The organism is Streptomyces sp. NPDC048197, from assembly GCF_043202395.1.
GTDB lineage: Bacteria > Actinomycetota > Actinomycetes > Streptomycetales > Streptomycetaceae > Streptomyces > Streptomyces siderophoricus.
Genome location: NZ_JBIDAJ010000050.1, coordinates 1 through 19769, shown reverse-complemented (window position 1 = coordinate 19769; position 19769 = coordinate 1). Strand labels below are relative to the sequence as shown.

Genomic DNA, 19769 nt, shown 5'->3' with positions numbered 1-19769 from the left:
GGAGGCGCGTACGTCATGGCCATGCTCGATCCGCTCGGAGCGCTCACCGAGGCGTTCACCAGCTTCCTGTTCGGGAAGGTGGAGACGACACGGCTGCCGGTACGCACCTCCACCGGCCAGGCCCAGGCGGTCTACCTGCCCACCGCCGCGCCCGGTCTCGGCGACTCCGGCGTGATCATCGGTCGTGAGGTCTACAGCGGCAAGGGCTACATCTACGACCCGTTCCAGCTGTACGGCCAGCAGCTGCCGGCCCCGCACTGGCTCGTGCTCGGCGAGTCCGGCAACGGCAAGTCCGCACTGGAGAAGACGTACGTACTGCGGCAGCTGAGGTTCCGGGACCGGCAGGTCGTGGTGCTCGACGCGCAGGGCGAGGACGGCGTCGGCGAGTGGAACCTCATCGCCCAGGAGCTGGGGATAACTCCCATCCGGCTGGATCCGACGGCCGCGCTCAACGGCGGCATCCGGCTCAACCCGCTCGACCCCTCCATCACCACGACCGGCCAGCTCGCCCTGCTGCGCACCATCATCGAGGTGGCGATGGGCCACGGCCTCGACGAGCGGGCCGGCTTCGCCCTCAAGGTCGCCCACGCGTATGTGAATGAGACGATCACCGACCGGCAGCCGGTGCTGACGGACATCGTCGAGCAGCTGCGGCACCCGGAGGCCGAGTCGGCCGAGGCGATGAACGTCGACATAGACGACGTACGCGCCTGGGGCCTGGACGTGGCGCTGGTGCTGGACCGGCTGGTCGACGGTGACCTGCGCGGCATGTTCGACGGGCCGACGTCGGCGGGCATCGACCTGGACGCCCCGCTGATCGTCTTCGACCTCTCGCACATCGACCGCAACTCCATCGCGATGCCGATCCTGATGGCGATCGTCGGCGTCTGGCTGGAACACACCTGGATCCGCCCCGACCGGAAGAAACGCATCTTCCTGGTCGAGGAGGCCTGGCACATCATCAACTCCCCGTTCGTGGCACAGCTCTTCCAGCGGCTGCTGAAGTTCGGCCGCCGGCTGGGCCTGTCGTTCGTGGCGGTCGTGCACCACCTGTCGGACGTGGTGGACGGCGCCGCGGCGCGGGAGGCCGCGGCGATCCTGAAGATGGCCTCGACCCGGACCATCTACGCGCAGAAGGCCGACGAGGCGCGGGCCACCGGGCGGGTGCTGGGCCTGCCGCGCTGGGCCGTGGAGATCATCCCGACCCTGACGCCCGGTATCGCGGTCTGGGACGTCAACGGCAACGTCCAGGTCGTCAAGCACCTCATCACGGAGGCCGAACGCCCGCTGGTCTACACCGACCGGGCGATGACCGAGTCGTCCCCGATGCCGGCGGACGACACCCGGGCCGCCCTCAACGCGGCGGCGGACGCGGAGGCCGAGGCCCGCGCCGAGGCGATGGCGATGGAGCGCCGGTGGAGAGACGAGTCGAGCGAGACGGTGGCGTGACGCGCGGATACGACGACGGGCCCTACGACGGACGGCACGGCGAACGGTACGACGGACGCCACGACGGACGGCACGGCGAACGGTACGGCGGCGGGCGGGGGCGGGGCATCCCGGACTCCCTGCTGGTCGGGCTGCTCGCCTTCCTGCTGGGCCTGACCCTGCTGGTGTGGACGGCGACCGGGCTGGCCGGGCTGTTCGCGCACGGCGCCTGGCCGAAGGGCGTGGACTACTCCGGTACCCCGCTGGCCCTGCGCCATCTGGTGTCCGCGCCGCACGACATGGCCGCCGCCTGGCCGGGCACCCCCAAGGGCCAGCTCTCCGGGTACGGCCTGTTCTGGGGCATCCTCATCGGCGAGCTGATGGTCCTGCTCGTCCTGACGATCTTCACGATGGGCACGGTCACCCGCTACCGCTCCGTACGGGCCGCCCGCCGGGCGAAGGCCCGGGCGGCGGCAAGGGCGGCGCGGGCGGGGCTGACGGGGCTCGTCGAGGACGCACCGGCCCCGCCGGTCACGGCGGCCGCCCCAGCCGCCCCCGTCGCCGAGCCCGTACCGGCCGCATCGGAAGCCCCGACCGCGGCCGCCCCGGAGACACCGGCCGTTCCCGGGACACCGGCCGATACGGCGGCCCCCGTCCCGCCCGGCCCGGTCCCCGAGCAGCGCACCGCGTCCCCGGGCGCGCCCGGTGCGGTCGCCGCGGCCGGGGAACCGGCACTGCCCCGCGTCGAGTTCACCACCGACCGGGCCGCCGCGCGGGCCGCCGCCGGTGCCGTCGCGGCCGCCGCCCCCGGCGCACTGATCGTGGCCACCACGGACCCCGCCCTGTGGGCCGGGACCAAGGACGCCCGCGCCAAGCTCGGCCCGCTGCTGACCTACGACCCCACGCACCGCCTCGACACCCCGGCCCGGATGCGCTGGTCACCCACCGCCGGCTGCGAGGACCTCGCCACCGCGACCGCCCGCGCCGCCGCCCTGCTGGCCCCCGTACGCCCCGCCGGCTCCCTGGACTCGGCGCTCGCGGACGCCGCGCAGACGCTGCTGCGCTGCTGGCTGCACGCCGCGGCGGTGGACGGCCGGCCGTTCAGGCAGCTGCACCGCTGGGCGCACGCCGCGGGCGGTGCGCAGGAGCCGGTCCGGATCCTGCGCACCAGCGCCCAGGCGTCCGCCGGGCAGGCCGGTGAGCTGGAGTCGGTGCTCACCGCGCACGCCGAACGCCGCGAGGCCGCAAAGGAGTTGGTCGGGCGGGCGCTGGGCGCGCTGTCGTCGATCCACATCCGGGACGCCTGCAATCCGCTGCGCGCGGATTCGCTCCTTCTCGAATCATTCATCGACGAAGGGGGAACGCTCTACGTGGTAGGCGAGCCCGTCGAGGATCCGCGTACCGACCCGGGTGCGATGCCGCTGCTCACCGCACTCCTCACGTACGTGGTCGAGCACGGCCGCCGCATGGCCGAACGGTCATCCGCCGGTCGGCTCGACCCACCACTCACCCTCGTCCTGGACGACATCGCGGCCCTCGCGCCGCTGCCCGCGCTACCGGACCTGCTGGAGGCGGGCCGGACCCGCGGCCTGCTGACGCTGGCGACCCTGCGCTCCGTGGAGCAGGCCCGGGCCCGCTGGCCACACCGCTCCCTGCCGGTCTGAGGCCACCCGGTCCGGTGCCGCGACGACGGCCCGCGCCAGGTCCGGCCAGTGCCGGGTGAGGTAGAAGTGGTCGCCGCCGGGGAAGACCCGCATCCGGAAGTCCCCGGCGGTGTGCGCCCGCCAGGCCGCCGCGTCGTCGACCGTCACCAGCGGGTCGGCGTCCCCGACCAGGGCGGTGACGGGGGTGCGAAGCGGCGGGCCGGGGCGGTGCCGGTAGGTCTCGACGGCCTTGTAGTCGCTGCGGACCACGGGCAGCGCCATGGCCAGCAGCTCCCGGTCGTCCAGCACCCGGGGGTCGGTGCCCTGGGTGCGCCGGATCTCCTCGATCAGCCCGTCGTCGTCGCGCAGGTGGACGGTGCCGCCGCGGACCCGGGAGGGCGCCCAGGCGCCGGAGACGACGAGCCGCACCGGCCGGCCGGCGCCCGCCGCCTCCAGCAGCCGGGTCACCTCGTAGGCGATCAGCGCGCCCATGCTGTGCCCGAGCAGGACCAGGGGCTGCCGCCCGGTGAGCGGCAGCAGCCCCCGGCAGGCCCGGGCCGCCAGTTCGCGCAGGTCCTCCAGGCGTTCCTCGCGGATACGGTCGTGGCGGCCCGGGTAGCGCACCGCCAGCACCTCGTACGGGCCGGCCGCGGCCTCGGCGGTGGCGGCCGCCACCGCTTTGGCCAGCGGCCGGAACGCGGCCGCGCCACCGCCGGCGTGCGGGAAGCACACCACCCGGGCGGCCGGCTCGGCCCCGTCCGCGGCGGGCGCCGGGCCCAGTCGGCGCAGCCACCGGCTACATTCCACGGGTGTAGCCCCCGTCGACGGTCAGGCTCTGCGCGGTGATCGCCGACGCCCGGCCGGACACCAGGAAGCCGATCAGCTCCGCGGCCTCCCGCGCCTCGACGAGCCGGCGGAGCGGGATGCCCTTGCGGGCCTGGCGCAGCATCCGGGCCGGGTCGGCGCCGATCTCCTCGGCCTGCGCGGCCAGTTCGCGGCGCAGCATGGGCGTGTCGATCCAGCCGGGCAGGACGGCGTTGACGGTGATGCCGCGGGCCGCGAGGTCCAGGGCGAGGCCCTTGGTGTAGCCGATCAGGCCGTGCTTGGAGGCGCAGTAGGCGGTGTTCCGCATCTTGCCGGCCTTGCCCAGGATCGACGAGACGTTGACGATCCGCCCGTGGTCGACGAGGTGGTCCAGGCAGGCCGCGGTGACCGCGAAGGTGCCGTGCAGGTTGATGTCCAGCACCCGCAGCCAGGTGGTCTCGTCGTCGGGCCCGTTCTCGTCGGCCACGCCGGCGTTGTTGACGAGGATGTCGAGGGTGCCGGCGGCCCGGAGTTCGGCGCGCAGCCGGGTGCGGACCAGTTCCCGGTCGCGCAGGTCCGCGGCGACGGCCACGGCGGTGGCGCCCAGGTCGGCGGCCTCCTTGACGACCGTCTCCAGCTGCCCGGCGTCCCGGTCCAGGAGGATCAGCCGGGCGGCGCCGGCCTCGGCCAGCAGCAGGGCCGTCTCCCGGCCGATGCCCTGGGCCGCGCCGGTCACCACGGCCGTCTTCCCGGCCAGTTCGCCGGGCAGCGGACCGCCGCCCGGCAGGCCGGCAGCCCCGGCCGTCGTCATGTCGTCGGTCATGATCGTGGTCCCCTCACGCCATCTTCAGGCCGCCGTCGATGTGGAGCACCTCGCCCGTCGCGTACGTGTTGCGCGGGCTTGCCAGGTACGCCACGGCGTCGGCGATGGTCTCGGGTTCGGCGTAGGACTTCACCAGCAGCCGGCGCATGATCTCGTCCTCGCCGTGGCTGCGGATGGCGTCGGTCATCTCCGTGTTGATGACGCCGGGGGCGACCGCGTTGACCAGGATCCCGCGGGACGCCAGCTCCACCGCCATCGCCTTGGTGAACGCCTCCAGACCGCCCTTGGCCGCCGCGTAGTTGGACTGCCCGCGGCCCGGCTTCGAGGCGGCCGACGAGGAGATGTTGACGATCCTGCCGTAGCGCTGGCGCATCATCAGGGGCGCCACGGCCTGGACGGTGAGCATCGGCGCGACGAGGTTGGTGGCCAGCACCTGCTCGATGTCCTTCAGGCTCTGGTTGACCAGCAGTTCGTCGCGGGTGATGCCGGCGTTGTTGACCAGGACGTCGATCCGCCCGAAGGCGGCCCGTACGTCCGTGACCAGTTGCCGCGGCACGTCGGGGTCGGAGACGTCCCCCTGGAGGAGTTCGACGCGGCGGCCGAGTGCGGCGATCTGCTCGGCGGCCCCTTCCGCCTCGCGGGTCGCGCTGCGGTAGTTGAGCGCGATGTCCGCGCCGCCCTCCGCCAGTTTCAGGGCGATGGCCCGGCCGATGCCCCGGCTGCCGCCGGTCACCAGCGCCACCTGGCCTTCGAATTCCATGATGTCCTCTCGCACGCTTCGTGAAGTGGGTCTCAGACCGAGTGGGCGCTCTTGTAGTCGGCCAGCCGCAGCCCGTGCGCGTCGGCCAGCGCCGCGATGTCGATGACCTGTTGGCGGCTGATGTTCCCGTACGAGTAGTGGTGGTCCAGTCCGGCAAGTCCCATCAGCGCGGTCTCCGCCATGCAGGCGAACAGCTGGCCGGCCTCCAGGAAGGCCCGCGCCGACGGGTGCAGGCTCTCGCCGTTCGGGGTGGCGACGATCCCGCCGAGCATGTACGCCAGGTCGGGCCGCTGCTCGGGCACGCCCGGCACCACGTTGTTGGGCACCGCGATGTCGCAGATCACCGCACCGTCGGCGAAGTGCTCGCCGGTCAGGAACGGCTCGGGGCTGTTGGAGGCGGCGAGCACCAGCTGCGCCTCGCGCAGCGCCGCGCTGTCCTGGGTGACGGTCAGGAACGGGTCGCTGCCGTACCGCTCCGTCAGGTACTCGGCGATGGCCCGGCCGCGCCCGGCGTCGTCGCCGCCCGGCCCCTCGGCCAGCCACTTGGTGATCAGCGGCTCCTCCGCGAGCCGCGCCGGGATGCCGGCCAGTTCGCCGCCGGCCGCGATCCGCGACCAGCACTCCTGGTAGATGCCGTGCACCGTGTTGCCCAGCCGCCGGGCGGAGCCGTCGCGGCGGCTGCCGACCAGCACGATCTTGCCGAGCCGCTCGGCGAACAGCTGGCTGTAGACCGACGCGATGTTGCCGGCCGCGCCGACCACGGCCAGCGTGGCGTCCTCGACCTTCCAGCCCCGGTCCTGCGCGCCCCGCTCCATCGCCTGCACACCCATCGCCACGGTCAGCGCGTTACCGCTGGTCAGCGCGATGCCGGGGACCTTGAGCGAGGTGCAGTTGTGGGTGACGATCGAGGTGTACATGCCCAGGCCGGCCACCGTGCAGCCGTCCTCGCGGGCCGCCTGCACCCGCTCCTCGATGTCCGCGCGGATCCCCGCCACGTCCCCGGACGCCAGGTAGCCGCCCATCTGCTCGGACGACACCATCAGCGGGTACAGCGCGAACTCCACGGCGCTGCCCAGCGGCGAATCGATCCGTACGCCCGGATAGGGCGCGGCCTTCTTGACCGGGTCCATGCCCAGCACGAACGCGCGCAGCGCGGCGTCGCTCAGCTCGGCGAGCGCCGGGTCGACCTGCCGCAGGTGCGCCGGTTCGATCAGGTGGTTGAGGAACGCGACCTTGCGCACCGGCCCGGTCACCGGCCGCGGCGCGGCCTGCTCGTAACCGGGCAGCGCGCCCCGGAAGTCCCGGATCTCCGCGCGCGGCTTGGGGATCCGGCGGTCACTGGCCGGGTGGACCAGGTGCAGCGTGTCCTCGTACCGCAGGATCCGGCAGAGCCGGGTAAGTGCCCCGCGCAGCTGCTCGATGTCCTCGTCGGTGAGGTACGCGGACGGCTGGATGCGCAGCACGTTGCCGGCGCTGCCGGTCGGCGCGATCCGGATGCGTTCCTGCCGCAGCAGGTAGCCCGAGAGCAGATAGCCCAGCGACCCGGTGTACGCGCTGCCGCGCAGCACCATCGAGCGGGCACCGCCCTGGTCACGCAGCTGCACGCCGAGGAACAGGCCCTTGCCGCGGACGTCCTCGATGACGTCGGGGTAGGCGGCCTTCAGGTCGTTCAGCACCGCGGTGAGCTTCTCGCCGCGCTCGGTGACCTGCCGGTAGAGCTGCCCGTCGCCCGCCTCCAGCAGCTCGACGACCTTGCGGGCCACGGCCGAGGAGAAGTCGTCCATGGCGAACGTGGAACTGTGGATGATGTCGAACTCGCCCTGGTAGAGCGACTTGCGGACCAGCATCGCGGAGATCTTGGCGAGCCCGCCGCCGAGCGACTTGGACAGCGTGTAGTAGTCGCCGCGCAGCCCGATCAGCGAGCTGGCGAGGAACGCCCCGCAGCGGCCCAGACCGCTCTGCACCTCGTCGATGATCAGCGCGGTGCCGACCTTGTTGCAGAACAGCCGGATGGCCCGGCCCTGCTCGACGGTCAGCGCGTGGATACCGCCCTCGCCCTGCACCGGCTCCACCAGGAACGCGGTGATCACCGGCAGGTCCCGCTCGACGACGCGGACCTTCCCGCCGTCGGTCTCGACGTCGAGCAGCGTCACCCGCTCCTCGTCGGCGATGTCGTCCAGCAGCTCGGGCCGGTCCATCGGCACGAACCGCACCCGCGTCCCGAGGTTCGCAAAGGGCGTCCGGAAGCCGCTGTTGTACGTCAGCTGGACGCTGCCGACGAGCTTGCCGTGGAAGGACCGCTCCAGCGCGAGGAACAGCGGCCGGGTGGCCAGCGCCGCCGCGTTGTGCGCCCCGACCGCCGCCAGCAGCGCCTCGATCCCCCCGCCCTCCGGCGCCCGCTCCCGCACCTCAGCGGTCCGGAAGGCGTCCTCGTCGACGACGGCCTCGCCCCGGCCGACCGCCTCCCGCGCCCGCTCCACGTGGGCGGCGACCGTCTCGGCGAGCTCCATGACGGCCCGCACCCGGACCAGCTCGGCGTGTTTGACCGCCGCCTCGACGGCCTCCGCGCCGCTGTTGCCGAACGTCGCGACGTACGGCTCCTTGACGGAGGTCTCCCGCCGGACGACGTCGCTGAGCGCGGCGCCGAGCCGGCCGGCCTCCTCCCGTAACGAGAACTGGGCGTGCACGGCCCGCCGCTGGTCGAGCAGCTCGTGCGCGTGGGCGACGATCTCGGGGTGGTTGTGGCCCAGGATCAGCGAGCCGTAGCCGCCCATCAGGTCCAGGACGGGCACCTCGGTGCCCTGCTCGTCACGGTGGTGGAGGGTGTTGCCCTCCGCCCGGACGTACTCCACGTCCAGCCCCAGGGCGGTGAAGATCCGGCCCATCTGGGGCTGCACGAACTCGGTGAACTGCGACATGTGTTGGTGTCCCCTCGTGCGTCAGTCCGTGTGCGGCCGCTGGGCCAGCAGGGCTCCGGCGAACCCGTTGAAGGTGCTGTGCAGACTCAGGACGGAGTCGATCCGCCGCTTCCTGGGTGCGCCCATGACGAAGTCGGTACCGTCGTCCGGCGGGGTCCGCAGATGCGCGATCTGCGGCAGCTCCCCGGTCGCGAACAGGTGCGGCGCCAGGGCGAGTTCGGCCAGTGGCCCGGCCGCACCGAGGGTGCCGGTGACCGGCCGCAGCGAGCCGACCGGCACCCCGCTGTCCTTCAGCAGCGCCCGCAGCAGCTCCGCCTCCGCGGCATCGTGCCGGACGGTGCCCTTGCCGTCGGCGAGGACGGCACCCAGCGTGTCGGGCGTCAGACCGTGCTCGGCCAGCAGCCCGCGCGGGCCCTCGGCGAGCGCGGACGGGCCGACACCGCTGTCCACCGCCGGCCGCAGCGCCGCCCCCAGGAACGTCACCAGCGGCCGCGCCCCGCGCGCCACCGCATCCCCGGCCCGCTCCAGCACCAGCGCCACCGCGCCCTCGGCCAGCACGGTGCCGTCCCGCTCCGCGTCGAAGCTGCGCAGCGCCGCCCCGTCGGGGCCACCGGGCGTCAGATGGCCGGCGCGGTACTGCGCGGCCAGCTTCAGCGGCTCGTTGTAGCTGCCGGCGCCGACCACCAGCGCGGTGTCGCAGGTCCCCTCGCGCAGTGTGAAGGCCGCCCGCTGCAACGCGCCCAGCGCGGCCCCGGCGTCCTGGACGAACGCCGCACAGTCGCCCCGGAACCGCTGCGCGATGCTGATCAGCGCGAGGGTGTTGTTGTTCAGCGCCCGGATGACGGTGAACGGGTTGAAGGTGGCCGCGTTGCCGAACGCCTCCGCCACCAGCCGCGTCATGCTCACCCCCGCCTCCGGCGAGTGGTCCGTGCGGGCGTTGTCCAGCGCCTTGTGGAACGCCGCCGCACTCAGGTCGGTGGAGTCGTCCTGGGCGACGTACAGCCCGCGCCGCTCCTCCGGCACCTGCTGCCAGCTCTCCCCGGCCGCCGCCATCGCGTCCTGCGCGGCGAGCACCGCGTTGAACGTGAACGGCGTCCCGAACTTGCGCAGCTTGTGCGGGACGCTGTCCCGGCTCTCCTCCTGGAGCGCGTCCGGTACGTGCCCGAAGTGGCTGATCTTCCGGGTCCGCACGTACGGATCCCGGTACGGCGACAGCGCCGGCTGCGCCTGCCGCCAGGCCGACCACAGCGCCTCGGGGCCGCGCCCGGTGGGCAGCACCGCGCCGATGCCGGTCACGACGACCGCGTCCGGGTCGAAGCCCGTACGGGCGGCGTCGGAAGTGTGGGGGGTGTGCGGGGCGTGGGGGGTGGGGTTGTCGTGGAGCTCGTCCGAGGGGTTCGTACTCGGGAGGTCAGTCGTCATAACCGCGTACCACCAGACTGGCGTTGAGGCCGCCGAAGCCGAAGGAATTGCTCACTGCCACCGACACCTCCTGGTGCCGGGCCTTGTCCGGGACGTAATCGAGATCGCAGGCCGGGTCCGGGTTCGTGAGGTTGAGCGTGGGGGGCACGATGCCGTCGCGCACGGACAGCACCGTCGCGATCAGCTCGGGCGCGCCGGCCGCCGCGATCAGATGCCCGAGCATCGTCTTGTTGGCGGTCACCGCCAGCTTCCGGTAGTGCTCACCGCCGGCGAAGACGTCCTTGATCGCCCGGGTCTCGATCGGATCGTTCAGCGGCGTGGACGTGCCGTGCGCATTGACCGAGTCCACCGCCTCCGGCGCCACACCGCCGTCGGCCAGCGCCCGGCGCATCGCCAGCGCCGCGCCCACACCGTCCGGATGCGGAGCGGTGACCTGATAGGCGTCCAGGGAGCTGCCGAAACCCGCCAGCTCGGCGTAGACGGTCGCGCCGCGCCGCCGGGCGCTCTCCTCGCTCTCCAGCACCAGCATCGCGGCGCCCTCCGCGGCCACCAGACCGCTGCGGTCCCGGTCGAACGCCCGGCACAGCCGGTCCCCGAACAGCTCGGACGTGGACGGCGCCCCCAGCAGGTGCAGCCCCGTCATGGTGGGCAGGTTCAGCACCGAGTCGGCGCCGCCCACCACCATCGCGTCCACCTCACCGCGCCGGATCATCCGGAACCCGTGCCCGATGGCGTGCGTGGCGCCCGCGCACGCGGTGCTGAAGTTCAGCGCCGGGCCGCGCAGCCGGTGCCGGGCCGCGATCCCGGCGGCCAGCGCGTCATTGGTGCAGAACAGCCCACTGCTCAGGTCCAGTTGGTCGCGCCGCGCGTACAGCGCCTGCCAGCTGGGCTGCCCGTCCGCACCGAGGGCCGGCAGCAGCTCCAGCGGATCGCGCTCCGGTACGCCCGACCCGACCGCGGTGCCGATCCGGCCCGCCGGCCGCGCCCCGTCCCCGCCGGCCGCCAGCCCGGCGTCGGCCAGCGCCTGGCCGGCCGCCGCCAGCCCGAACCGCACCCGCCGCTCCACCGGCTCCGCCGGGTCCGCGTCGGCCCCGTACCGCGCCGCGAACGCCGCGTCGTCGACCGGCGCCGCATAGCGCACCGGGAAGTCGTCCACGCCCGGCGGCTGCCAGCCGCGGATCGCCGAACGGCCCTCGCACAGGCCCTCCCACATGGTCTGCCAGTCGAGCCCCAGTCCGCAGACGGCGCCCAGCCCGGTCACCACGACGCGGCGGCTCATGATCCGGCTCCTTCCAGTACGACGGCACACACCTGACCGCGTGCGCCGCAGGCCAGCACCAGCACCCGGGAGGCCGGCAGCGGCTCCTCGCGGACGGTTTCCCCGTCGTCCGCGAGGAGCCGCCCGGTGGCCAGCCCGTGCAGCGCCAGCACCCCGTGGGCCAGCGGATGGGCGGGCCCGAGCACACCGGTGGCGCGCTCGGCCCCGGCCACCGCGGGCCACCCGCCGGCCGGCCCGAAGACCTGGCCGAGCGCGGCGCGCTGGGCCTGTTCGCCGGCCGCCGTCCACCCGGCGTCCGGCAGCACCCAGCCGATCCCCGCGGCGTCGGTACCGGCCATCGCCAGCGCCGCCCGCACCGCCTCGGTGAGCGCCGAGGTCAGGTCCGCGCCGTCCGCGCCGAACCCGCGCCCGTATCCGGCCAGCCGCACCGCCGGCCCGTCCGGCGCCGCCGGTACGTCCTCGGCGCGCCGGGCGACGAGGAACGCGGCCCCCTCCCCGGGGGCGGCACCGGTCCACCCCAGCTCCTCGTACTGCGGGAACAGCAGCGGATGCACCTTGGGGCTGACCGCACCGATGACGGCCGCCTCGTTCTCGCCCTCGGCGACCGAGAGCACCCCGTCGATCAGAGCCGTGAGGCCCGCGTCGGAGAACGGGGAGTACGCGGCCATCGCACCGGTCAGCCCGAACGCCGCCGAAATGTGCGCGGCGGCCGTGCTGTTGAGGTGGGACAGCCCGCTGAACGGCGGGACCTCCCGGCCGTAGAGCGCCGCGACCGCACCGGGCGACTCGTCCGCCGCCCGCCGCAGCCCGTCGAGGGCGGAGAACCGCAGCAACTGCTCGTCGACGGTGGGCAGTCCGAGGTACAGCCCCCAGCCCTCCCCGCCCACCGGACCGGCCACCGAGGGACCGCTCAGCGCCAGCCGCGCCCCGTAGAGCGCCATCCGGGCCTGCTTCTCGGAGGTGCGCAGCACCCGCCGGTGCACCCCGAGCGTCGCCGCGTCCGGGTCGTCGACGAGGAACGCGGTGCCCGCGCCGGGCCAGGTGTCCGCGAGCAGTTCGTAGGGCCGGCCGGTGTCCTTGCCGGCCACCAGGGCCTCCCACAGCGACGCGGGGTCCGCGCCCGCCGCGGTGTATAAGCCGGGTGCGGTCAACCGCACCGCATCGAGGTTCGTCATCGCGTCGCTCACCCCGCCTGCGCCAGGATCAGCGAGCAGTTCTGCCCGCCGAAGCCGAAGGAGTTGGACAGCACCGTCGTCACCGGCGTGTGCCGCTGCTCGGTGACGATGTCCAGGCCGCGGGTCACCTCGTCCGGCTCGTGGAAGTTGAGGGTCGGCAGCAGGGCCTGCCGCTGCAGGCTGAGCACCGACAGCACCGCCTCGGCCGCCCCGCTGTTCGCCAGCGAGTGACCCATGGCGGACTTGTTGCCGGTGACCGGGATCCGGCCCACCCGCTCCCCGAACACGGTGTGCAGCGCGGCCGCCTCACAGGTGTCGTTGGCCTCGGTCGAGGTGCCGTGCGCATTGACGTGGTCGATGTCGTCCGGCGTCAGCCCGCCGTCCGCGAGCGCCGCCCGGATACAGGTGGCGTAGTCGGAGCCGTCGCGGGAGCTGGACGTCATCTTCACCGCCTCGGTCACCCCGGCGTAGCCGGCGACCCGGGCCAGCACCCGCGCGCCCCGGGCCTCGGCGTGCGCCCGCGACTCCAGCACCAGGAACGCGGCGCCGTCACCGATGACGAACCCGGAACGGTCCTTGTCGAACGGGCGGCTGAGCTCCGCCGCGTCCCGCTCCCCGGCGGGCGCCAGCGCACCGATCCCGTAGAACGCGGCGACCGAGGACAGCGTCGTCAGGCTCTCCGCGCCGCCGGCCAGCGCCACGTCGAGCGTGCCGCTGCGGATGTAGCGGTACGCACTGCCGATGGCCATCCCGCCCGCGGCACAGGCGTCCGCGTGCGTCTCCAGCACCCCGGCCGCACCGAACCAGTCGGCCAGCCGCGCGGTGGCGGTGTCCGGCTGGACCCGCTCGTGCCGCCGCGGGTCCGGCCCGCCCGCGTCGAGGTAGCCGTCCAGGTCCAACGCGCCCGCCTCGAAGTCCACATGACCGGCCAGGCCGACGAGTTCGGCGGGCTCCATCACCATGCGGTTGCAGGCCAGGAAGACGCCGCCGCGCTCGGATTCGAGGCGCCGCGGCAGCCCGCTGCGCTCCCAGGCCTGGGCGGCGGCGTGCCAGGCGAGCGCCCCGGCCGGCCCCAGCGGGCGGGCCTCCGGCGGCACCGCCTCCTCCAGGGACCGCCGCACCTCGGGGTCGATATGGGCCGAGACGGCGCAGGGCACGCCCCACTCCTTGTGGAGCGGGTGCTCGGCGATGAGGGTGTTCCCCTGCGCGAGATGGTCGAACAGCGCCTCGGGGTCGGTCAGTCGACCGGCCACCAGGCCGATACCGGTCACCACGACCTCATGACCGGCCCCGGTGGGTATGTGGGGGTTCACTTGCTTTCCTTTCGCACGTCGAACGGCTTCGGCGGCGGCCGGCCCGGGTCAGCCGACGGGCTGGGCGTGCCCCAGGGCGGCCAGCGCCGCGCGCACGCCCTCGGCCATCACCTCGTCACCGGTGGCCGCCTCCAGCGCGGCACCGCAGCCGGCGCACTGGACCTTGCCGGACGGCGCGATCTGCGCCTTGTCGGCGGCGCACTCGGTGCAGGCCTCGGGCAGGTGGTCGAAGATCCGGTGGGTGAACGCGGCCCAGTGCGCACTGGTGGCCGCCGCGGCGACCTCGTACGGGCGCATCCCGGCGTGCACCTGCTCCTCGCTGTAGCCGAACGCGCTGCGCCGCAGCACCTCGGCGGCCAGCTCGGAGATCCCGCCGCGCTCGTCGTAGAGCTGCTCCGACCCGCCGAGCGCCGACGCCAGCTGGTCGAGCACATTGGACTTGGGCAGCGCCACGCCGAGCTTGGTCTCCATCTCGAAGCGGAATTCGACCAGGTCGAGGGATTCGGCCCCGAGGTCGGAGACGAGGGTGGCGTCCGCGGTGATCTCGTCGACGCTGCTGCCCAGCACCTGCGCCAGACCCTCGCGGACGATGTCGTGGATCCGGTCTGCCTCGTAAGGGTTCTGCATGGTTCTCTCCTCGTTTCGTAAGCACTCTGCACGCCACCTTTTACCGGCCATGGAAAATGCTGGAAAACGGCAGCGGAAATTACCTGGCGGCACGTTTCGTCGACCGGCCGGAAACCGGAAGGAAAGTGCAATGAGAGGACATCACTGAGCGCCGCAACGGCACGGTAAGGAACGGCTTCGCAAAGCCGGAATGAATTACCGAGAAACCGTCGGAAAATTCAGCTCAGTACGCTCCGGCAAGAGGCGGCTGCCGCCATGGCGGCACACTCGGCCCAGGGACACAGAACGCCGGGAAACCCTCCCGGGAAGCGGAACGCCCGGCCACCGGACAGCCCGACGGACATCACTGAGGACATCGCATCGACATCACAACGGGCATCGTGACGGGCATCGAGACGGACGCCGCTTCGGACATCACTTCAGATATCGCTTCAGACATCTCTGGACGCGTGACACATGCCATCCCCCGTAACAAATGATCCCCCGATGCCTGCTTACACAGGAACAGGCCTTAAAACGTCGGCGACCACCTCGTCGTGCCCCACCGAAAGGACCTGCACCGCCTCTCCCGGAGGCGCGACAAAAACGTTACCAGAGCTCCCCAGAAGCGTCACGGGATTGTGCGATAGGTCACGTGACCCAATCACTTACCCGCGGGGTCAACTCAAAAGGTTCCGTGGTAATGAAAAACTTAACGCGGGATTCACATACCCCCGGGCCGGTTATTCCCCGCCCAAGACCACCACTTCGCCGGCCTCTTACCCCGGGGGGCCGGTATCCACCCGGCACCGCGCCCGGAACCACCCCACCTACCCCAACCGCCGCGCGTACCCCGGCAGCAGCTTCCCCTGGTTCACACTCACCGCACCCACCAGCCGCTCCCCCAGGTAGTGCGCCACCAGCACCGCCCCTTCCGCGACGGACCCGGCCTCCACCACCTCCCGGTCACCCGTACCCGGCAGCCCCACCGACCGGATCCGCAACCCGAACGCCGCCGTCCAGAACGACGGCACATGCACATACGGCTCGGCCGCCGCCGGCCCCGCCAGCAGATTGCGCCCCGCCAACTCCCCCTGCGCGGCCGCATTGCTCCAGTGCTCCAGCGGAACCGGCCCCTCCACCGTCCGCACCGCCTCGCAGCACGCCGCGTCCCCGGCCACCACCACCGCCGGATCCGCCGCACCCGCACCCGCCGTACCACCAACCCCACCCGCGACCCGCGCGAACAGCCGCTCGTCACAGTGGATCCGCCCGGACGGCAACGCCAGCCCCGACCCCGCCAACCACCCCGTGGCCGGCACCATCCCGATCGCCACCACCACCAGCGACGCGGACACCTCCGCCCCGTCCGCCAGCACCACCGCCCGCACCCGACCGTCCCCGGCCGCCGCGAAACCCCGCACACCCACACCCAGCCGCAGCGCCACCCCCGCCCGGCCCGCCGCCTCCGTCACCACCTGCGAAACCGTGCCGCCCAACGCCCGCAGCGGCGCACCGAACGGCTCCACCAGCGTGACCTTCACCCCCAGCCCGCTCAGCGACGACGCCAGCTCCACCCCGACGAACCCGGCACCGACGATCACCACCTCATCGGCCCCGCCGTCCACCGCGGCCCGTAACCGCCGGACGTCCGCCAGCCCCCGCACCGTCAGCACCCCACCCGGCACCCCGGCACCGGGCCACTCCCGCGCCTTCGCACCCGGCGCCAGCACCACCCCGTCGTACGGCAGCTCCACACCATCGGCCAGCCGCACCCGCCGCCGCTCCCGGTCCAGCCCGACGGCCGCGGTCCCCCGGATCCAGCGGGCGCCGAACTCACCGTCGCCCGCCAGCCGGATGTCGTCCCCGGTCATCGTCCCGGCCACCACCTGCTTCGTCAGCGGCGGCCGGTCGTAGGGCAGTTCCCGCTCGTCCGACACCACCGTCAGCCGGCCGTCGAACCCCTCGTCCCGCAGCGACCCGGCGGCCCGCACCCCCGCCAGGCCCGCCCCCACCACGACGACCTCGCGCAACGCTCAGGCCCCCTCGACCACGAGCGCCCGCACCGGACACGCCCGCACCGCGGCGGCCACCTTCCCCGCCAGCCCCTCCGGCACCTCCGGCGCCACCACCAGCTGCTCGTCGTCATCGAGCGTGAACACCTCGGGCGCCACCAGCGCACACTGCCCGAGCCCGTCACACACGTCCCGGTCGACCCGGATCTCCACCATCCCGCTACCCCCCACCGTTCCCACTCCCGTCCTCCGGCGACCCGTCAGCGCGCATACCGCAGCGGCAGCTCCACCAGCCCCCGGATCGCATCCGACGGCAACCACCGCACCTCCTCCGCCGGCACCGCCAACTCCAGCGTGCCGAACCGCCGCAGGATCTCGGTCAGCGCGATCGTCGCCTCCTGGCGGGCCAGCCGCTGCCCCAGGCAGAAATGCGGCCCCACCCCGAACGACAGATGCTGCGCGGTCGCCCGCCCCAGGTCGAACGCATGCGGATCGTCCCGCACCTCGGGGTCCCGGTTCGCCGCGTTCAGCAGGAACCGCACCAGCTCCCCCTTACGGATCACCACCCCGCCCGCCTCGACGTCCTCCAGCGCCACCCGGTTCACGGTCGTCATCGCCGACCCCCGGAACCGCAACGCCTCCTCCACCGCCGCACCGACCAGCGACGGATCCGCCCGCAGCGCCGCCAGCTGCTCCGGGTGCGTCAGCAGATCGTGCAGCGCATTGGCCAGCAGATTCGTGACCGTGTCATGCCCCGCGATCAGCAACACCGCCGCGAACGACGACAGTTCCTCATCACTGAGCGCACCCCCGTCCTCGAACCGCGCCGCGATCAGCTCACTGAGCAGATCCTCGGTCGGCCGCTCCCGCTTCGCCCCGATCAGCCCGATGCAGTACCCGAACAGCTCCGCGGCCGCCGACTGCATCGCCTCCAGCGACGGCGCCGCAGAGATGTCCATCGCCCACTGCCGGAACGGATCCCGGTCCTCCGCCGGCACCCCCAGCAGCTCGCAGATCACCTCCAGCGGCATCGGATACGTGAACTCCTCGATGAAGTCCGCCGTACCGCGGTCCCCCAGCTTGTCCAGCAACTGGTCGGTGATCTCCGCGATCCGCGGCTCCAGCTGCCGCACCGCCCGCGACGCGAACGCCGCGGTCACCAGCCGACGATGACGCGCATGATCCGGATCGTCCTGCTCCAGCAGCATCACCGCCAACCCCGGCACCAGCGCCCCGTGCGGGGCGTGCCGGTGCACATCGTTGGACAGCCGCGGATCGCTCAACAACTCCCGCGTCAGCGCCGCCCCGAGCACCGTCCAGGTCTCCTGCCCGTTCAACTGCCGGGTACGGATGATCCCGTGGCTCTTCGCCAGCCGGTCCAGCTCCTGCTCCAGGCCCGCCGTCGACGCCAGCTCGGCCAGATCCACCACTACGGTCATGACGTACTTCCCCCTGATTCCCCGTTGATCCCGGAACGCTCAGTCCCGGAGCAATTGCACGGCAAACTGCGCCAGTTGCGCATCCATCGCGGACGACCGGCTGCCGGCGATCCCCGACCGCATCAGAGCCGCCCCCTCGACCAGCGCCACGAACGTCTCCGCCCGGGCCCGGCAGAACTCACCCGGCCAGTCCGGCCGGCCCTGCTGGACGTACGCCTCCACATGGGCCACGTACTTCCGGTAGAACTCCCGCACCACGGTGGCGATCTCGTCGTCCCGCGCCGCCAGCGCCCACACCTCGACATACAGCCGGACCAGCTGCGGATCCTCCTGCTCGGCCAGGACCACCCCGACCACCTCGTCGGGGTTCGCGTGCCCCTCCGGCAGCTCGATGGCCGACGGGTCGTCCCGCACCATCCGCAGCCCGGTCGTCTCCGCCAGCCGCTCCAGCGAACGCTCCAACGCCCGCTCCAGCACGGCCTTGATCAGATCGGCCCGGGTCGGGAAGTAGTGCTGCAGATGCCCGACCCGCACCCCGGCCTCACCGGCGATCGCCCGCAACGAGGCATCCGACCCCTTGGCCACCAGCACGGCCTCGGCCGCGTCCAGCAGACTCGTCCGCCGGATGCTCCCCTGCCGCGTCAGCGTCGAGCCCTTCCCGGCCCCGCCGTCCTTCTCCTCGCTCATGACACCTCGACCCCGACGCCGGCCTTCTCCAGCGCCGCCACGACGTCCTGCGGCACCGGCGTCATCTCCGGGAACACCACCCCGCGCGGCGCGGCCGCCCCGTCCTCACCCAGCACCCGGCGCAGCCCCAACAGCCCGCCCAGCGCGGTCAGATGAGCCTGCCCGGCCGGATCCGTCAGCACTGCCGTACGCCGCTGCCCGCCCCGCCCGCGCACATCGATCCGCAGGCACGCACTGCCGCCCTCGCCCGGCGAGTACAGCATCGAACGCCGCGTCGACTGGAACTTCTCGCCACGTCCCCACCGGAAGAACCCGGTCTTCTTCAGCGCCAGCAGCGTCGACGTCGAGGAGTTGGCACTGAATCCGATCCGTGTGAGGGCGGTGTCCACCCCCAGCACCAGCGGCAACGTGAACTGCTCCGGCGTGTCGATCCGCGCGACCTTCGTCCGGTGCTCCCCGATCGACACAAAGCCGGCCCCGGACAACGGCATGATCATCCGCCGCTGCCCGCCCTCGGTCACCTCGTAGTCCAGCCCCAGCCGGTCCATGAACTCCACCGAGTCCGTGCCCGCCCGGTCCTTCAGGTCGTACCGGATCGCGATCTCCACCGCCGACGCCCCGCCGACCTCGGCCGCCAGCGCGGCCGCGACCAGCGCCGTCACCCCGCCCATCCAGCTCGACGACAGCAGCACCGGCGCCGTCGGCGGGTGCACCGCCGCCACCGCCACGGCCCGCTGCAACCGCGCCGTCCACCGCGTGATGTCCACATACGGCACACCACCGCGGAGCGCCGCCAACAGCACCCGGTCCTCAGGGTCGTTGACCGTACTGATCACGGCCCGCACCTTCGCCGAGAACGGCTCCGGATCACTCAGGTCCCACCGCCGCACCGACGCGCCGACCTCCTCGGCCAGCGCCTTCCCACGCTCCGGCGTACGCCCCGTCAGGAGCAACGGCCACGACCCCGCCGCCAACCGCGCCAAATCCCCGCCAACGGTCCCGTAGCCACCCACCACAAGAACCGGACCCGTCACATCAAGCTGGATGTCATCGTCCACAACCCCGAGACTAGGTCACGCGACCTAGAAACACAACGACGATCTACGTCACACCCGGCGGCACACACCCCGACCTGCCGACTCGGCACCCCTGCGACCGGGTATCCCGCTCCCCACGCCTTGACCCGCCGGCCGACCGACACCGCACCCAGGCGGCCCCAGAACGCAAAAAAGCCTCGCCCCGAGCTGAATTACTTCAACTCGGGACGAGGCTATTTCAAAATTTGTTCGGCGGCGTCCTACTCTCCCACAGGGTCCCCCCTGCAGTACCATCGGCGCTGAAAGGCTTAGCTTCCGGGTTCGAAATGTAACCGGGCGTTTCCCTAACGCTATGACCACCGAAACACTATGAAGTTAACCAACCGGAATCATGACTCAACGGTCGTTACTTCAGAACCT

Annotated in this window: 16 protein-coding genes and 1 rRNA gene; 2 read left to right on the top strand and 15 right to left on the bottom strand. The window is 72.7% G+C overall.

What is annotated here, in order from left to right; genetic code table 11:
* Positions 1-21 precede the first annotated feature (21 nt).
* Positions 22-1449: an ATP-binding protein gene (locus ACGF4C_RS36345; RefSeq protein WP_030416621.1), complete on the top strand. Its 1428-nt coding sequence runs from the start codon at positions 22-24 to the stop codon at positions 1447-1449.
* Positions 1446-3092 carry a type VI secretion protein gene (locus ACGF4C_RS36340; protein WP_393572449.1) on the top strand — a complete coding sequence of 549 codons (1647 nt, stop codon included), beginning with the start codon at positions 1446-1448 and terminating at the stop codon, positions 3090-3092. Before ACGF4C_RS36345 ends, ACGF4C_RS36340 begins: the two co-directional genes overlap by 4 nt.
* Here the strand turns inward: ACGF4C_RS36340 and ACGF4C_RS36335 are convergent.
* The 15 genes from ACGF4C_RS36335 to rrf form a co-directional block, all read right to left on the bottom strand.
* Positions 2982-3878 carry a thioesterase II family protein gene (locus ACGF4C_RS36335; RefSeq protein WP_393572447.1) on the bottom strand — a complete coding sequence of 299 codons (897 nt, stop codon included), beginning with the start codon at positions 3876-3878 and terminating at the stop codon, positions 2982-2984. The two genes, ACGF4C_RS36340 and ACGF4C_RS36335, sit on opposite strands and share 111 nt — an antisense overlap.
* Positions 3868-4698 carry an SDR family NAD(P)-dependent oxidoreductase gene (locus ACGF4C_RS36330; protein ID WP_393572444.1) on the bottom strand — a complete coding sequence of 277 codons (831 nt, stop codon included), beginning with the start codon at positions 4696-4698 and terminating at the stop codon, positions 3868-3870. Before ACGF4C_RS36330 ends, ACGF4C_RS36335 begins: the two co-directional genes overlap by 11 nt.
* Positions 4699-4711: 13 nt before the next feature.
* Positions 4712-5458 carry a 3-oxoacyl-ACP reductase family protein gene (locus ACGF4C_RS36325; protein WP_393572442.1) on the bottom strand — a complete coding sequence of 249 codons (747 nt, stop codon included), beginning with the start codon at positions 5456-5458 and terminating at the stop codon, positions 4712-4714.
* 32 nt (positions 5459-5490) lie between these two features.
* Positions 5491-8376 carry an aminotransferase class III-fold pyridoxal phosphate-dependent enzyme gene (locus ACGF4C_RS36320; RefSeq protein WP_393572440.1) on the bottom strand — a complete coding sequence of 962 codons (2886 nt, stop codon included), beginning with the start codon at positions 8374-8376 and terminating at the stop codon, positions 5491-5493.
* A 21-nt stretch (positions 8377-8397) separates the two neighbouring features.
* Positions 8398-9798, bottom strand: coding sequence for a beta-ketoacyl synthase N-terminal-like domain-containing protein (locus ACGF4C_RS36315; RefSeq protein ID WP_393572438.1), 1401 nt, complete (start codon positions 9796-9798; stop codon positions 8398-8400).
* Positions 9788-11077, bottom strand: coding sequence for a beta-ketoacyl synthase (locus ACGF4C_RS36310; RefSeq protein ID WP_030416628.1), 1290 nt, complete (start codon positions 11075-11077; stop codon positions 9788-9790). The genes ACGF4C_RS36315 and ACGF4C_RS36310 overlap by 11 nt, the downstream gene beginning before the upstream one ends.
* The gene (locus tag ACGF4C_RS36305) at positions 11074-12252 is read right to left on the bottom strand and encodes a beta-ketoacyl synthase N-terminal-like domain-containing protein (protein WP_393572436.1); all 1179 of its coding nucleotides are present in this window, start codon (positions 12250-12252) and stop codon (positions 11074-11076) included. The genes ACGF4C_RS36310 and ACGF4C_RS36305 overlap by 4 nt, the downstream gene beginning before the upstream one ends.
* An 8-nt stretch (positions 12253-12260) precedes the next feature.
* Entirely contained in the window at positions 12261-13565 is a 1305-nt protein-coding gene (locus ACGF4C_RS36300; RefSeq protein WP_393572434.1) for a beta-ketoacyl-[acyl-carrier-protein] synthase family protein, read from the bottom strand.
* Between the two features lie 48 nt (positions 13566-13613).
* A complete protein-coding gene (locus ACGF4C_RS36295; protein ID WP_261956331.1) occupies positions 13614-14192 on the bottom strand; it encodes an acyl carrier protein in 579 nt (192 codons plus the stop codon).
* Positions 14193-15001: 809 nt separating this feature from the next.
* Complete coding sequence (locus ACGF4C_RS36290; protein ID WP_393572432.1) at positions 15002-16204, bottom strand: NAD(P)/FAD-dependent oxidoreductase; 1203 nt, start codon at positions 16202-16204, stop codon at positions 15002-15004.
* A 3-nt stretch (positions 16205-16207) separates the two neighbouring features.
* Positions 16208-16402, bottom strand: coding sequence for a ferredoxin (locus ACGF4C_RS36285; protein WP_199816484.1), 195 nt, complete (start codon positions 16400-16402; stop codon positions 16208-16210).
* Positions 16403-16446: 44 nt separating this feature from the next.
* Positions 16447-17625 carry a cytochrome P450 gene (locus ACGF4C_RS36280; RefSeq protein WP_030816244.1) on the bottom strand — a complete coding sequence of 393 codons (1179 nt, stop codon included), beginning with the start codon at positions 17623-17625 and terminating at the stop codon, positions 16447-16449.
* Positions 17626-17664: 39 nt separating this feature from the next.
* Entirely contained in the window at positions 17665-18312 is a 648-nt protein-coding gene (locus ACGF4C_RS36275) for a TetR/AcrR family transcriptional regulator (RefSeq protein WP_393572430.1), read from the bottom strand.
* On the bottom strand, positions 18309-19370 hold the full coding sequence (locus ACGF4C_RS36270) for a saccharopine dehydrogenase (protein WP_393572428.1): 1062 nt from the start codon (positions 19368-19370) through the stop codon (positions 18309-18311). The genes ACGF4C_RS36275 and ACGF4C_RS36270 overlap by 4 nt, the downstream gene beginning before the upstream one ends.
* Positions 19371-19596: 226 nt before the next feature.
* A 5S ribosomal RNA gene (gene rrf / locus ACGF4C_RS36265) occupies positions 19597-19713 on the bottom strand.
* Between the last annotated feature and the right edge of the window lie 56 nt (positions 19714-19769).

What these genes read in the sequence shown, in the direction of transcription:
- ACGF4C_RS36345 (WP_030416621.1), top strand. Translation starts at nt 22, where the DNA reads ATGCTCGATCCGCTCGGAGCGCTCACCGAGGCGTTCACCAGCTTCCTG.
- ACGF4C_RS36330 (WP_393572444.1), bottom strand. Translation starts at nt 4,698, where the DNA reads ATGACCGACGACATGACGACGGCCGGGGCTGCCGGCCTGCCGGGCGGC.
- ACGF4C_RS36325 (WP_393572442.1), bottom strand. Translation starts at nt 5,458, where the DNA reads ATGGAATTCGAAGGCCAGGTGGCGCTGGTGACCGGCGGCAGCCGGGGC.
- ACGF4C_RS36320 (WP_393572440.1), bottom strand. Translation starts at nt 8,376, where the DNA reads ATGTCGCAGTTCACCGAGTTCGTGCAGCCCCAGATGGGCCGGATCTTC.
- ACGF4C_RS36315 (WP_393572438.1), bottom strand. Translation starts at nt 9,798, where the DNA reads ATGACGACTGACCTCCCGAGTACGAACCCCTCGGACGAGCTCCACGAC.
- ACGF4C_RS36310 (WP_030416628.1), bottom strand. Translation starts at nt 11,077, where the DNA reads ATGAGCCGCCGCGTCGTGGTGACCGGGCTGGGCGCCGTCTGCGGACTG.
- ACGF4C_RS36305 (WP_393572436.1), bottom strand. Translation starts at nt 12,252, where the DNA reads ATGACGAACCTCGATGCGGTGCGGTTGACCGCACCCGGCTTATACACC.
- ACGF4C_RS36295 (WP_261956331.1), bottom strand. Translation starts at nt 14,192, where the DNA reads ATGCAGAACCCTTACGAGGCAGACCGGATCCACGACATCGTCCGCGAG.
- ACGF4C_RS36285 (WP_199816484.1), bottom strand. Translation starts at nt 16,402, where the DNA reads ATGGTGGAGATCCGGGTCGACCGGGACGTGTGTGACGGGCTCGGGCAG.
- ACGF4C_RS36280 (WP_030816244.1), bottom strand. Translation starts at nt 17,625, where the DNA reads ATGACCGTAGTGGTGGATCTGGCCGAGCTGGCGTCGACGGCGGGCCTG.
- ACGF4C_RS36275 (WP_393572430.1), bottom strand. Translation starts at nt 18,312, where the DNA reads ATGAGCGAGGAGAAGGACGGCGGGGCCGGGAAGGGCTCGACGCTGACG.